Origin of the sequence: Borrelia nietonii YOR, assembly GCF_023035795.1 — a bacterium.
Lineage (GTDB): Bacteria > Spirochaetota > Spirochaetia > Borreliales > Borreliaceae > Borrelia > Borrelia hermsii.
The window spans coordinates 59,767-73,424 of record NZ_CP073156.1 but is presented as its reverse complement, the minus strand read 5'-3'; the positions used below and the strand labels follow the sequence as shown (position 1 = coordinate 73,424).

At 32.8% G+C, this 13,658-nt stretch carries 12 protein-coding genes and 6 pseudogenes; 8 read left to right on the top strand and 10 right to left on the bottom strand.

What is annotated here, in order from left to right; all coding sequences use genetic code 11:
• Positions 1 to 987 precede the first annotated feature (987 nt).
• Positions 988 to 1,632, top strand: a complete 645-nt coding sequence (bdr, locus tag bhYOR_RS06965) for a Bdr family repetitive protein (protein WP_025434281.1) — start codon at positions 988 to 990, stop codon at positions 1,630 to 1,632.
• Between the two features lie 60 nt (positions 1,633 to 1,692).
• On the opposite strand, the gene bhYOR_RS06960 is transcribed toward bdr, so the two are convergent.
• The 5 genes and pseudogenes from bhYOR_RS06960 to bhYOR_RS06940 all read right to left on the bottom strand — a co-directional run.
• Positions 1,693 to 2,196 carry a hypothetical protein gene (locus bhYOR_RS06960; protein ID WP_025434282.1) on the bottom strand — a complete coding sequence of 168 codons (504 nt, stop codon included), beginning with the start codon at positions 2,194 to 2,196 and terminating at the stop codon, positions 1,693 to 1,695.
• Position 2,197: 1 nt separating this feature from the next.
• Positions 2,198 to 2,611 carry a hypothetical protein gene (locus bhYOR_RS06955; RefSeq protein ID WP_025434283.1) on the bottom strand — a complete coding sequence of 138 codons (414 nt, stop codon included), beginning with the start codon at positions 2,609 to 2,611 and terminating at the stop codon, positions 2,198 to 2,200.
• 92 nt (positions 2,612 to 2,703) lie between these two features.
• A complete protein-coding gene (locus tag bhYOR_RS06950) occupies positions 2,704 to 2,886 on the bottom strand; it encodes a hypothetical protein (RefSeq protein ID WP_172641846.1) in 183 nt (60 codons plus the stop codon).
• 40 nt (positions 2,887 to 2,926) lie between these two features.
• The gene (locus bhYOR_RS06945; RefSeq protein ID WP_247088545.1) at positions 2,927 to 3,148 is read right to left on the bottom strand and encodes a hypothetical protein; all 222 of its coding nucleotides are present in this window, start codon (positions 3,146 to 3,148) and stop codon (positions 2,927 to 2,929) included.
• A 154-nt stretch (positions 3,149 to 3,302) separates the two neighbouring features.
• Positions 3,303 to 3,837 (bottom strand): annotated as a pseudogene (locus tag bhYOR_RS06940) (variable large family protein); the annotation flags it as partial.
• Positions 3,838 to 3,863: 26 nt separating this feature from the next.
• Between bhYOR_RS06940 and bhYOR_RS06935 the strand changes: the two are divergent.
• The 5 genes and pseudogenes from bhYOR_RS06935 to bhYOR_RS06920 all read left to right on the top strand — a co-directional run.
• Positions 3,864 to 4,293, top strand: a pseudogene (locus bhYOR_RS06935) (variable large family protein); the annotation flags it as partial.
• A gap of 92 nt (positions 4,294 to 4,385) precedes the next feature.
• A pseudogene (locus tag bhYOR_RS06930) lies at positions 4,386 to 5,436 on the top strand (variable large family protein).
• Between the two features lie 134 nt (positions 5,437 to 5,570).
• Positions 5,571 to 5,693, top strand: coding sequence for a hypothetical protein (locus bhYOR_RS08395; protein ID WP_407933133.1), 123 nt, complete (start codon positions 5,571 to 5,573; stop codon positions 5,691 to 5,693).
• 6 nt (positions 5,694 to 5,699) lie between these two features.
• A complete protein-coding gene (locus tag bhYOR_RS06925) occupies positions 5,700 to 6,131 on the top strand; it encodes a Vsp/OspC family lipoprotein (RefSeq protein WP_407933136.1) in 432 nt (143 codons plus the stop codon).
• A 336-nt stretch (positions 6,132 to 6,467) separates the two neighbouring features.
• A pseudogene (locus bhYOR_RS06920) lies at positions 6,468 to 7,429 on the top strand (variable large family protein); the annotation flags it as partial.
• Positions 7,430 to 7,638: 209 nt separating this feature from the next.
• Here bhYOR_RS06920 and bhYOR_RS06915 read toward each other — a convergent pair.
• From bhYOR_RS06915 to bhYOR_RS06905, 3 genes and pseudogenes are all read right to left on the bottom strand, one after another.
• Positions 7,639 to 8,055 (bottom strand): Vsp/OspC family lipoprotein, encoded by a 417-nt coding sequence (locus tag bhYOR_RS06915; protein WP_407933135.1) that lies wholly within the window; start codon positions 8,053 to 8,055, stop codon positions 7,639 to 7,641.
• 542 nt (positions 8,056 to 8,597) lie between these two features.
• A pseudogene (locus tag bhYOR_RS06910) lies at positions 8,598 to 9,630 on the bottom strand (variable large family protein); the annotation flags it as partial.
• A gap of 101 nt (positions 9,631 to 9,731) precedes the next feature.
• Positions 9,732 to 10,419: pseudogene (locus tag bhYOR_RS06905) on the bottom strand (variable large family protein); the annotation flags it as partial.
• Positions 10,420 to 10,907: 488 nt separating this feature from the next.
• On the opposite strand from bhYOR_RS06905, the gene bhYOR_RS06900 reads away from it, so the two are divergent.
• Positions 10,908 to 11,051 carry a hypothetical protein gene (locus bhYOR_RS06900; RefSeq protein ID WP_155265617.1) on the top strand — a complete coding sequence of 48 codons (144 nt, stop codon included), beginning with the start codon at positions 10,908 to 10,910 and terminating at the stop codon, positions 11,049 to 11,051.
• A 791-nt stretch (positions 11,052 to 11,842) separates the two neighbouring features.
• Positions 11,843 to 12,490 (top strand): hypothetical protein, encoded by a 648-nt coding sequence (locus bhYOR_RS06895; protein ID WP_025400206.1) that lies wholly within the window; start codon positions 11,843 to 11,845, stop codon positions 12,488 to 12,490.
• Between the two features lie 574 nt (positions 12,491 to 13,064).
• Here bhYOR_RS06895 and bhYOR_RS06890 read toward each other — a convergent pair.
• Positions 13,065 to 13,328, bottom strand: coding sequence for a hypothetical protein (locus bhYOR_RS06890; RefSeq protein ID WP_025400207.1), 264 nt, complete (start codon positions 13,326 to 13,328; stop codon positions 13,065 to 13,067).
• On the bottom strand, positions 13,321 to 13,491 hold the full coding sequence (locus tag bhYOR_RS06885; protein ID WP_155265618.1) for a hypothetical protein: 171 nt from the start codon (positions 13,489 to 13,491) through the stop codon (positions 13,321 to 13,323). Before bhYOR_RS06885 ends, bhYOR_RS06890 begins: the two co-directional genes overlap by 8 nt.
• Positions 13,492 to 13,658: the final 167 nt, after the last annotated feature.

The window sequence follows — 13,658 nt, the reverse complement described above, 5'->3', positions numbered from 1 at the left end:
TATAATTTGTTATTAGTATAAGATTCTTTGAATTATAATATTGACTAAAGTTGCTATGAAAATGTACAAAGTTGACGCCAAAATGGACAAAGTTGCTATGAAAATGCACCATAGTTGTCACGAAAATATACCAAAGTTGACATTTTTATAAATAGATATATATATTTCTATACAATGATTAGCATAAAAATATTTTTAATAAAAAATCAAATCTAAAAATTTATTGCCAGAATATCTACTACCGATTCACTTGGAATAAGTCCTAAAGAAATTATTTCTTACTATCAAATAGTACAGAACTTAAATCAATTGGTATCATACTCTCTTCCGGTACCCCCTGTCCACTCTAAATAACAAAAATTTTACTATCACTAACTTTACAGATAATATTATTTATTATACTTTATCTTCTGGTCTACAAATTAAAAAGCATACTTTGCTTAACCCAAAACTAATTACAAACGCCATTTATTCCCTAAAAAAGCTTAATTCTACTATCCTTGCTTGGAAAATTAATCGTATTCTTAAAAAACTATTCCTAGAAAACCTAACCTCTAAACATCTAGAATCCATTTACTATGCCATTCTTAATTCCTCCCATAGAAAAAATGCTTTTTGTTTTATAACCATTACTCTTCACAAAATCTAAAACATAAGCATATCAAACTTGTAAGCAAAACTACTCCTCTAAATAGCTATAAAAACTAAAAGCTTATTAATTCTTTTCAATCATTACGCATACATACCTCTAATTTGCTATTCTATAAAAATAGCAATAATAAATTACACTCTAATATTGCTACCCCAATTGAATCCTTTTTCCTTGATAATAAATCAAGGAAAACCTTACAGACCCTCAAATCTTATATTAATCTACACCTCAAACAACTTGGTATTAATTATAAATTAACTAATAGAATTCAAAAACAACTATTCTCTCATATCCTTTTGCAATAAAACAATGTATAATACTTATAAGGAGATTTTATGGGACTTCCTCAACCAATAGTTACTCAACAAATGGTTATCGCTGAACTTGTTAAAGCTGGTATTGATAGAGATATTGCTACTGATTTGTCTTACAGATATTATCGCAATGAGCTTACTTATAAAGATATTGAGTTTTTAAAAGAAAACTTTGATATAAAACTTGAAAAGGTTGAAGCAACCTTACAAGCCGAGATTAATAAGGTAGAAGCAAACTTAAAATCTGATATTAAAGACCTTGATAACAAGATTGATACTAAATTTAATGAACTGGATAACAAAATCAATACTGTTGAGAATAACTTAAATGTAAAGATTGATACTAAATTTAATGAACTTGATAACAAGATTGATACTAAATTTAATGAACTGGATAACAAAATCAATACTGTTGAGAATAACTTAAATGTAAAGATTGATACTAAATTTAATGAACTTGATAACAAGATTGATACTGTTGAGAATAATCTTAACATCAAGATTGATAACGTTAGAAATGAGTTAAAATCTGACATTAAAGACCTTGATAACAAAATTGATGTTAACAAAATGGAACTTAAGAGCACATTAAGACTTCATAATTGGATGTTTGGTACTATTATTACCATCTCTATAGGTATTTTATTAACTCTTATCTTCAAGTAGATATATTCGGTTTGGGCAAGTAAATGTGAATTACTAATTCTATGGTCTTTGACTACATAATCAGCAATTCACACAAATCAGAATGGTATATAACCCTAAGGACTTGTTTTTAGCAGTCTTAATTTGCTTACCTCGTAATTTTTCTTCATAAACTTCTTCTTCTGCCTCCAAGGAACCAACATCCCCAAACCCCTTAACAACAACCTCAGGATTCTTATCAACAACCCTTTTTTCTAAATTGCCAAGAAAAATTTCCTTATAATCCTCATGAATCCTATCCAAAATATTATTCATCAAAGAACCACGCTTTGTTTCACAATAATAATCATTATTGCCTATTTTCTTAATCGTAATGTCAAGGCCATCTGTATATTTCTTTATTAGCCAATCTTTAACGTATGCATATACATATTCATAGTCAATGTCTGCAGGGCTAAATATTGGGAAATTAATTATTGCATCGTATGCCCTCTTAGACTGAACTTCGTCGCTCATATAGGCGTTCCAAAACCTATGGCGCTTTATGTATAACCTTTTTGCTAGATATTTCAAACTAAATCTCATGTCATATCTCCTTTTCACCTAAAATTTGATTCTGTTCTTCATCTGGAAACATGATCCCTAAATTAGCTATAGAAATTCCCTTAGTAGTCTTAAATCCTTCAAAATTATTCTTAAGCACAATCTCAACCGGACGTGGTGGATTATGCACACTCTCATAGGGTGCTGAATTATCTCTATTATTCTCTATATTCACTCCCATGTTCCCTACCCTACTTTTCTCTAAAATAGCAAGCATACTTTCCCTAGCACGGTCTTTTAGATAAGCTTCATCTTCCCTAGCCCTCCTTAAACGCTCTTCCCTTTCTTTAGCTTCACGTTCAAACAACTTACTCAAATATTCTTCCCTTCTCTTTATTTCAAGTCTGCATTTTTCTTCCCTATCCCTTTCTATTCTTTCTGCCTCTTCAGGTTTCAATTAATTTGTTATCTCTTTTACTTTATTTTTCTAACTCGTATATTATCGCCATAAGTCTCTTTAAGAGCACAATTTAGCTTATACTTTTTTTACTAATCTCTAACTCTTCCCTCCCATATGAGCTCATAATCGCTAATCACGCCATCTTTACGCCTCATCATCATCCATACTTTGTATTTATACCTATTGCTAAATTGCTTTAGGAAATGCTCTAGAATGTCTTCAATATAGTATTCGCTTCTGTATTCAATGATTGCTGTCTCTAGATTGATCAATGCATTTATGTAAGTTGCATCATTGTTGCTTCATTCTTTACTATATTAATCGAAATATCGTTATTAGCAGCATTACCAGATTCAACAATAACTTGAAAAAAATATCAACACAGCTTACATGCCCAATTGATGTACTAGCTGCTACAATTTGCGCTTCTTCAGCACCATTAAGCTTTTCGCAACTATATAGGTAAAAGACAGTTTTAGGATCTTCCGCAACCCCACCGCTATTACAGCTTATTAATGCCATAAATAAAGTCATCATTGCACTTAATCTTTTTTCATTATGTGCCTCCTTTTAACTTATGCATTAGATTCAGCATCAGAACTATCGCTAGCAAATAGTTCTCCTGATTTACAAAAAGGCAAGGGAAAGTGTTTTCCTTACAACGACTTTATTTTTTACTTATTTTGCATTAGTTAGTAGTCGGTTGAGCAGTATCAACTTCAATAGCATCAGTTCCAGTAGTCTCAGAGTATTTTATTCCCTTAACATTTTCTTTAATTTGACCATCTTCAAGATTTACTGCTTTACTAATTACTACGTCCAGTATTCCTAGTACCTTATTTACTGTACTAAATTTACATAGCCTTTAGTGCAAACATCTGTCGCTTAAGTCTGCATTAGTTTTAGCAGTATACCCCCCCAGCAGCATTGACAGTAATAATAGCAGGTGCAGTACCAGAAAAGCCACCTGATGCAACATCAGCACCAGCATTTACAGTATTAATCTTTACACCAGACTTTTCGGCAACCTCAATTATTTTTTTAACTCCTTTAATAATCGTATTAACACCAACTTCTTCAGCGGCTGCTGCTCCACCAACTGTATTAGAATCACCAATAGGAATGCTACCACCTTCTTTAGTTACCCTAGCTAGTTTGCTTACAGAATCAATTAGTTTTGTAACACATTGAATAACAAATATAACCCCTGTAGTATCGGCATGTGACACTTGAGGTTGGGGTTGGCCCCGCAAAGAAGGGGACAGTAAAAGATGATGTAGCTAAAGCAGTTGAAGCCAGTAACAGATACTAGCATATTACAAGCCATGATTAAAGAGAATGGTGATTGCTGCTAAATTAGCTAAGAGCAATGATGGCAATGTTGGTGCTGCACCTAAAGATGAAACTATAGCAGGTGCTATAGCGTTAAGAGCTTATTGGGGCTTAAGGATGGTAAGTTTGCTAATACTAGTGATGCTGATGCTCAAGGAATTGTTGCTACTACGGTTAAAGGAGCAGCAGTAAGTGCGGTTATTAAAGCACTGGATTACACTGACTATTGCAATAAAGAAAACTATTGACACAGGACTTAAAACGTTAAAGATGCTATAAAAATTAATCCTAATGACACTCCTATAAGTCCTGTTCAGAGTATCCTTAAAGCTACTGCTAGTAACTAATAAGTAATACCACTAAAAATAAAAGTCATTTAAGGAACACTATTTGCTAATGATAATTCTGATGATGAAAGTTAAAAGGAGGCACGGAAAAAATGGGAAAAAGAATAAGTGTAATAATAATGACTTTATTTATGGCATTAATAAGCTGTAATAGCGGTGGAATTGCGGAAGATCCTAAACTTGTGTATTTAACATCTATAGCTAATTTAAGTAAAGGGTTTTTAGATGTTTTTGACTTTTAAAGATATGGTTACTGGAGCTTTTGGAATTAAGGCTGTGATACTAAGAAAAGTGATATTGGTAAGTATTTTACTAATATTGAAAGCAATATAAACACAGTTAAAAAGAAGTTGCAAGATAAGGTTGCAAAGAATAGTAATTACGTAAAAGTTAAAACAGTCGTTGACAAGTTTGTTGCAGATGTCTTAGACAAGATTACAGCAAGAGCTAAAGAAGCAGCTAAAAGGGCTACTACTGATGCTGCTATTGAAAATACTGTTAAAGATCAGGCTGCTGTAGCAGCCAGACGCTACAAGCGTAAATGCACTCGTTAGAGGAATTAAAGGGATAGTTACCATAATGTTAAAAAAGGATGGGGGAAATGCTACTGCTACTAAGATAGCAGAAGATGATAAAAAAGACATTGGAAAATTATTTGAAAAGAAGGATAATGGTACTGAAACTGAGGCAGCAGCAGCTAGTGCATCAATAGGAGCAGTAACAGGTGCTGACATTCTTAAAGCTATTGCTAATTCTGGAGAGACTGCTGATAATAACAAAAATATTGAAGAAGCCAAAGACGCTGCAAGCATTGCTGCTGCTAAGAAGGAAGATAATAAAAAAGAGATTAAAGATGAAGCAAAGAAGGATGCAGTTATAGCAGCTGGCATTGCACTGCGAGCAATGGCAAAGGATGGTAAATTAGCTGCTAAGCAAAATGAAGAGAAATCTGCCCATGCAGTAAATGGGGCAGCAGCAAGTGCAGTAGGTAAGACACTCAGTACACTTATAATAGCAATAAGGAACACAGTTGATAATGGATTAAAAACAATAAATGAAGCACTAGCAGCTGTTAAACAAGAAGATAAGTCATCAGAAGCAACTAAAACAGCAAAAGCAACAACTAATGGGGCAACCGGTTAAGGATAAATATAAAGGATATAAAGTTATTGTAAGGTAAACGTTTCTCTTGTTTTCTGTGAGGTAGGAAAACTATTTGCTAGCGATAGTTCTGATGATGAATCTAATGCATAAGTTAAAAGGGGAAAAGTAAAAAAATGAGAAAAAGAATAAGTGCAATAATAATGACTTTATTTATGGTATTTATGTCATGTAATAATGGAGGACCAGAGCTTAAAAATGAGGAAATAGCTAAGTCTGATGGAACAGTACTTGATTAAGCAAAAATAAGTAAAAAGATAAAAGATGCTAGTGATTTTGCAACAAGTGTTAAAGAAGTTCATACTTTGGTTAAGTCTATTGACGAGCTTGCTAAAGCTATTGGAAAGAAAATTGCAAATGCTGATCAACTTGGTGATGAAGCTAATCAGAATGGATCATTACTTGCTGGGGTATTTCAACTAATGATTGATGTAAAAGTTAGATTGGAAGTTTTAGAGAAAACAACTGGAATTTCTGATAGCTTGAAGGGAAAGATCTCTGATGCTAAGACTAAAACAATAGATTTCTCAAAGAAATTGAAAGATAGTCATGCTCAGCTTGGTGTAGCAGCTGCTCAGAGTGATGATGCAAAAAAGGCTATAGATAGAACTAATAAGCCTGGGGATAAAGGGGCTTCTAGCTTGAAGCACTCAACAAATAAGTTAATGAGTTGTTAAAGGCTGCTAATGATGCAGTAGAAGCTGCAATTGCAGAGCTTACAATTTCTGCTAAACCTTCCAATAGTTAAGGTATAAATAAGTTAAATCTTATTACAAGATAAGTTACTTAAGTAAAATGTAAGAGTTGGAAAAAATAAAGTTTGTAAATAATAATCTTGGGGTTTGTTCTCTTAGCTTATTTTGTTTTTTATTCCTATATTTACTTGTTTTACTACATTATTATACTTCTTAGATTATTTTTATGACTTTTATCTTTTAGATTACATTTATGGCTTGATTTTAACTTATTTTATAACTTAATGATAACTTAGATTTCTTTAATTGACAGATCCTCAGAGTAAATTTTTAAAGTCAGTAATAGATTTAGGTAATGATTTTTAAATGTTTTTACATCATTTGGAGATATAGTTTCCAAGGTATTAGGTTTTAGTACAGAGACAAAAAAGTCTGATGTTGGGACTCATTTTAAGACAGTACAAGATACTATACAAGGCACTAAGGACAAGCTTAATAAAATTGTTGCTGACATGAAGAGAGAAAGAAATCCTAATGCTTCTGCAACTGAGACTGCGGTAAAAACACTAATTGATAATACTCTTGATAAGATAATAGAAGGTGCTAAGATTGCAAGTGATGCTATTGGAGATGCTAGCGACCCAATTGGTAATGTTGCTGCTCAGAATGCAGGTGCTGTTGGTACTAAAGTTGATGAATTAGTAAGTGGAATTAAGACTATTTTAGATGTAGTACTTGGAAAAGAAGGAAATGCTGAGGCTGGTACTGATAAAAAATCCGATGGTCTTACTGCAAGAACTGCTCAAGCTGCTAACGGTGAGGCAGGCAAATTATTTGCTGCTAATGCTGATACTGCTGAGAATGCAAAGAAATCAGCATCTGATGCATCAAAAGCTGTTGGTGCAGTAACCGGAGCTGATATTCTAAAAGCAATGATTGAGAATGATGGTGGTGCTGTTAAGTTGGCTAAGGGTAATGATGGTAACGCTGGAGCTGCCCCTAAAGACGCGGCAGTTGGCAGGTTGCTATAGCGTTAAGAGCTATGGCTAAGGATGGTAAATTTGCTTGGTCCTATTGCTGCTGATAATGATTATGTCCCTGCAGTTAAAGGAGCAGCAATAAGTGTAGTTACTAAAGCATTAGATACATTAACTATTGCAATAAGGAAAACAATTGATGCAGGCCTTAAAACAGTTAAAGAAGCAATGAAAATTAATGCTAATGATACTCCTATAAGTCCTGCGCAGAGCGCGCCACTAAAGGTACTACTAACTAGTTAGGTAAGTATAAAGGATAAGGGAATTGCTTTTCTTGTTTTTGATGCAGGAGGGTTAGTTTACCTTTTACTTAATAATTTATCTTATAATAACTACTTAACTTATTTACTCCCTTAGTTAAGACTTAGAGGAACAACTGGCTTAGCAGGGGCTGTAAGCTCTGCAATTGCAGCTTCTACTGCATCATTAGCAGCCTTTAACAACTCATTAACTTATTTGTTGAGTGCTTCAAGCTCAGAAGCCCCTTTATCCCCAGGCTTATTAGTTCTATCTATAGCCTTTTTTGCATCATCACTCTGAGCAGCTGCTACACCAAGCTGAGCATGACTATCTTTCAATTTCTTTGAGAAATCTATTGTTTTAGTCTTAGCATCAGAGATCTTTCCCTTCAAGCTATCAGAAATTCCAGTTGTTTTCTCTAAAACTTCCAATCTAACTTTTACATCAATCATTAGTTGAAATACCCCAGCAAGTAATGATCCATTCTGATTAGCTTCATCACCAAGTTGATCAGCATTTGCAATTTTCTTTCCAATAGCTTTAGCAAGCTCGTCAATAGACTTAACCAAAGTATGAACTTCTTTAACACTTGTTGCAAAATCACTAGCATCTTTTATCTTTTTACTTATTTTTGCTTAATCAAGTACTGTTCCATCAGACTTAGCTATTTCCTCATTTTTAAGCTCTGGTCCTCCATTATTACATGACATAAATACCATAAATAAAGTCATTATTATTGCACTTAACACATTATTTTGTGCCTTCCTATTATCATAAAAAAATAAAACCCCACAATGATTTTTTGCATTGAAATAAAATAAAACTTATTATTATCCTGTTTTTTATGCTTTTGGTTTACTTACACAAATTCAACTTACTTTAGTTACATTTTTGATAATTTCACTTAAAGTATTTAATTATTTGATTACAATAAAAACATAATCTTAATATCACACTTGCAATTATTTATATTCAATCTTTACTCATATAAACAATTTATATACAAATAAACATTCCCTAAATAACATCAGAAGCTAAAAGCATTACGCTCCTAGCTTCCTATTCCTTTTTGACTTTATTTCTCCCTGCTCTTACAGCTTACTTAATAAGAAAAACTACACTCCTGCATTAAAAACAAGAAAAGCTTTTCCCTTACAATGACTTTATATTTTTAGTTTGACGATTTATTTAGTAGTTGGTTGAGCATCCCCAGATTCAGTAGCTTCACCAGTAGACTCAGAGTATTTTATTCCCTTTACTGCTTCTTTTATCTTATCTAGATTGCTACTTACTGTTTTCCTAATTATAAAATCAAGTACTCCTAATACCTTATTTACTGCACTTACTGCTGCTGCCTTAACCGCACCATCTTCATTAGCGGCAGGTTGAGTAAACTTACCATCTTTAGTCATTGCCTTAAGAGCAACAGCTGCTACTAGGGCAGCATTACTTTTAGCACCTGCATTAGCAGAAGCATTATTATTAGAAGCGGCTAATGTCCCAGCATCTTTCTCACCAGCATTGTTAGCATTACCAGCAGCAAGTGCAGCAGGATTTGCAGCAATCTTGGCATCTCTTATCTTATTTATCATTGCCCATGGATCGGCTTTAGCCACTTCTTCAGCAAGTTTAGGACCAACATTAGCAGACGCAGCAGCACCAGATTTTGCAACTGCTTCACCACCAGCATTAGCTTCAACCGGACTACCCTCTTTTCCATCTTCAATCTCTACTCTTGACTCTTTGGCAGTTTCAATAATAGCTTTAACCCCTGCAATAATAGTCTCAACGCTAGCTTTGTCAGCAGCTACTGCAGCCGCAGCACTAGCAGTATCACCAATGTCAATACTACCAGCTTCTTTAGCAACACCAGCAAGTTTAGTTAGAGCACCAATTAATTTATCAAAAACATCACCCGCTCCTTTAATTGCACCCTTAACAACTTCAATACTACTTCCATTAGCATTCTTTGCTTCAAATATTTCACCTGATAGCTCTTTTAACTTATCCTTAGTATCACCTAAACCTTTTTTTATTCTTTCAAAGTGTTCTCCTACTTTACTTCTCTTATCACCAGATTTAACCGCATTAAATCCTAATGCATCACCTATTGCATTTCCAAAAATGCCAAATATATCTTGAGATCCTTGCCCTATCTTCACTAATGAATTAAAGAAAGAAATTTTAGATTCAGCAGCCAATTTAACTTCTTATTTTTCATTACAACAATACAGAAGACATCCTGGATTTATCTCTAAGATTGCCTTCTAATCTTACTTTTAAGTAATTAATCTAACTATCTATCTTATTGCTGAACTGTTCGTTTTGAAGCTCTTGCTTCATCTATTTTTTCTTTTGCTTTCTCAAGAACATTCTTTACTGTCTTCTTAATTACATCCTCTATTGCTACTAATAACTTATTTACTGCAGCTACTCCTACTGCTTGCACTTCTCCTTGTCCTCCTTGTCCAGCTGCTGCAGATGCTAGTTTGCCTGTTTTAATCAATGAACGTAATGCTATCCCCCCTGCTACTGCTGCTGCCTTTGTTGCATCTGCACCTGCTAGGTGGAGCTGCATTGCCTCCTTTAGCAAAGGAAATGGCACTTGTATCTGAAGTTGCATTAGCTCCTAGTACTGCATCACTTTCTTTTGATGCAACTATTGACTGTATAGCATCTTCATTTTTAACAGCATTTCCTATAACATCACTACCTGTTGCACCTTTAGCTGCTTCCTTTACTCCTGCTACAATCTTATCTAATGTGTCAGTAATAAACTTGTCAACAACTGTTTTAACTTTTACGTAATTACCATTCTTTGCAACTTCATCTTGCAACTTCTTTTTAACTGTTGTCATAGTACTCTCAATATCAGTAAAATACTTCCCTATATCACTTTTCTTAGTATCAGCCTTAATACCAAAAGCTCCAATAACCATATCTCCAAAAGTCACAAAAACATCTAAAAACCCTTTACCTAAATTAGCTATAGATATTCCCCTGTAGTCTTGAACCCTTCAATATTGCTCTTAAGACCAATATTCACCGGCTGTGGCTTATACAAACTGTCGGATATTGAATTATTCATCTGTGCTACTATTCTGTACACTCACTTGGGTGTCATCTACTCTACTTTTCTCCAAGATCGCAATCATGCTTTCCCCAGCACAGTCCATATATGGCCTTGTTCTTCAATAGCTCCTCTTAAATGCTCTTCTCTCTCTAACTTCACGTTCAAATAGCTTTTTAAGATATTCTCCCCTTCTCTTTTCTCTCAAGTTTACATTTTTCTTTCCTATCCCTTTCTATTCTTTCTGACCTCTTCAGGCTTCAATCTACTTGCCACTGATGTGCCAAATTCCGATACCACAAGAGTGGAAAATATTTTATTCAAGGTACTAATATACTAACGAAGTGATTGCAAAGCTAATTGACTCTGTAACTATACTTGCTGGGACAACTAAAACCGAAGCTCATTCTAATGCTGTCTAGCCCCATAGTTGCTGATATTACTGGTATTAACACCGATATTGAAGAAGTCAAAGCTTATGTTGGGGTTGCTACTAACTCTGACATAAAACTTGAAAAAGGAAATAATGGTGGTACTTGGAACTACAACTGCTGATTGATACTGCTGCACTTGGCAATAATGTGCTGCTTGGGAATAGGCCAGAGTGCTGTGATTCTAATCTAGCCGATGAAATAACTAAAGCTTGACACCCATGGGCTAGTGCACCAGCATCATTATTAGCATCGACAGTGAGTTAGCCAATTTTATCTTAGTATTTTTGATCTTATCAATCATAGCTACTGATGGCAATGGGGCAAATGCTAAGATATTAGAAAACCCAATATACATTTTTGATCTCGGGACTTTACATTATAAAATTACATACCTATAAAAACTTACAAGTATTACTATTTTTCTACCCTTTGAGCATCATTGATATCCACCATAGCAAGGTATTTCCACCTATATCATTTATTAGTTTACTTCATATGGTATAAAAAAGACTTTCTGATTTTAAGATAAGTATTCTCTTTACTATCTTTATATAGAATTGTATAAGGACTTGATTTTTCTGTCTCAGTCAAGGTTAAGGTATTATTTTCTTACTTTTTGATAGTTGCATAATCTGAACAACTGTTAATAATAAAGCAAAATAACTAAATTAATGCTGCCAAAAATCTTTAAGATATGATAGCAGGATTTATTCAAAAAGATCAGTAAGTGTATATAATCTAAAATGCCTTATAATTAAATCTAATAGAAGGTAGAGAATTTAAGTATATATCCATATTAAAAGATGATTATATTTTTTTGACAAATATGCATATAGACATTAATAAACTAATACTTCTCTATTTTTACATTTAATTTAAACTAGTTTATAATTTAAATTAAGGGAGAAAAATATGAAATTCAAATATAAATTTTTACCATTAAGTTTAATTTTAAGTTTTGCTAGTTGTGACTTAATATTAAATAAAGATATTAAAAATAAATTTGATGATTCGCTTAATGATAAAATCCAATCCGTATTACATACTAGTAAAAATAATAACAAAAATTATACAACAAATGACATTTATATACACGGTAATAATGATCCACAACAAGATCAAATACATAAAAATAAGCTTAAAGAAGATGTTAATGTAAAAAAAGATTGGAAAATTGAATTAAAAGAAAATGAAGAAGCTTGGAAGCTTGCTTGCAAACAAGCTGAAGATGCTATGAAAAAACATGATGAAGCATTAAAAATACTTGCTGAAGCCGGTAATAATTGGGATAAAACTTCAAATGAATTAAAGAAGATCCTTGATGAGAATGCTAAAAAGAATAACGAAAATCAAACTCATGAAGAAAATATGGAAATTGATAAAAATGTTCAAATTGCTTTAGATGCTTTAAATAAGGCTGAGGAAGCTTGGAAGGCATGCAAAGAAGATGCGGATAAAACTCAAATAGAATGGCAAGAAGCTGATATGAAAGCTGATAAAATTAAGAGAGAAGCTTGGATAAAAGTTTGGAAGGCATCTACTAAAATTAACCCAAAATAGTAAAACAATGAATATTTAAGAAATTTAAATAAAAGTCACCAAAAGCATGCTTATTAGCATGTCTTTTAGTTAATTTAATTTCTTTTGAAATAATACCCCATAAAAGAATTAAGTATCTTTTTAAATTAATTTCGTTTACTTCTTTGAAGTATTATTTCAACTGCTTATAAACACTGCTATACCATTGAACATTAAGTAAAAATCATTTTGTACATGTTATTTTTAAGCCTTTCTAGCATTATTTAATAATCCCCTTATCATAAATAGCTATCTTAATAACACGGTCTAAAATAATTAAATTTTGACCATAAAACTTATGATAAGAATTTCTATAGATAAAAAATAAACTTCATTTACTGCAAAATACTAACTCTTCATACTTTCTCTTCGATATAAAATCTTCGCAGCTTGGATTATTCTCATGTCACTACCCATATTCAAAAAGCCTTTGTCTAAAACCTTATATTCCTGATTTAACAAATTCTTTTTTTAACTCCCAATATTTAATAAATATGTTCATCATGAATCTTTAAAAAAGGGAAAAAAGCTGATTTCATATATATATCCAATCCATTCACTTATTCTTGATATCTATTAATATCAAGAACAGACTTAAGTTCAAGCAGTATTTTTTTACACCATCAAGACATCTTTTTACCTGCAATGTCTTTTCAAGCTCATCAACTTCACTCATCTTTAAATCAAGCTGCTCATTAAGCCTGCACGACTTAACAAAATCTGCATTTGCAATATCTTCCCTACATTTCAATATCTCATCATGGAATTTTTGAGTTTTCTTAACATCTTTTTGTAATTCTAGCTGACAATACTTATCCAAATGAACTAAGGAAACTTAATGATATTTTGTTATTCTCAATCCCCACATGATTCTTAAGTCTACTAGATTCACTCTCAGTCTCAAAACTACTTGCAAGCATATTAATTGAAAATATCCTCAGAAATAGTAAGCTTAGCAGTATCTTTAATATACTCAGGATCATCTTTTTGCTTCCCACTTGTGTCTCATCTTTCCTACAACACTAACACGTGAACTCCCATCTCATTTACGATTTGCACGTCACTAGTTTAAATTAATCAAAACCAACATAAACTTTACAACAAAGTAATAATTTTTATAAAATCAATGAATACTCACAAAAATCCATAC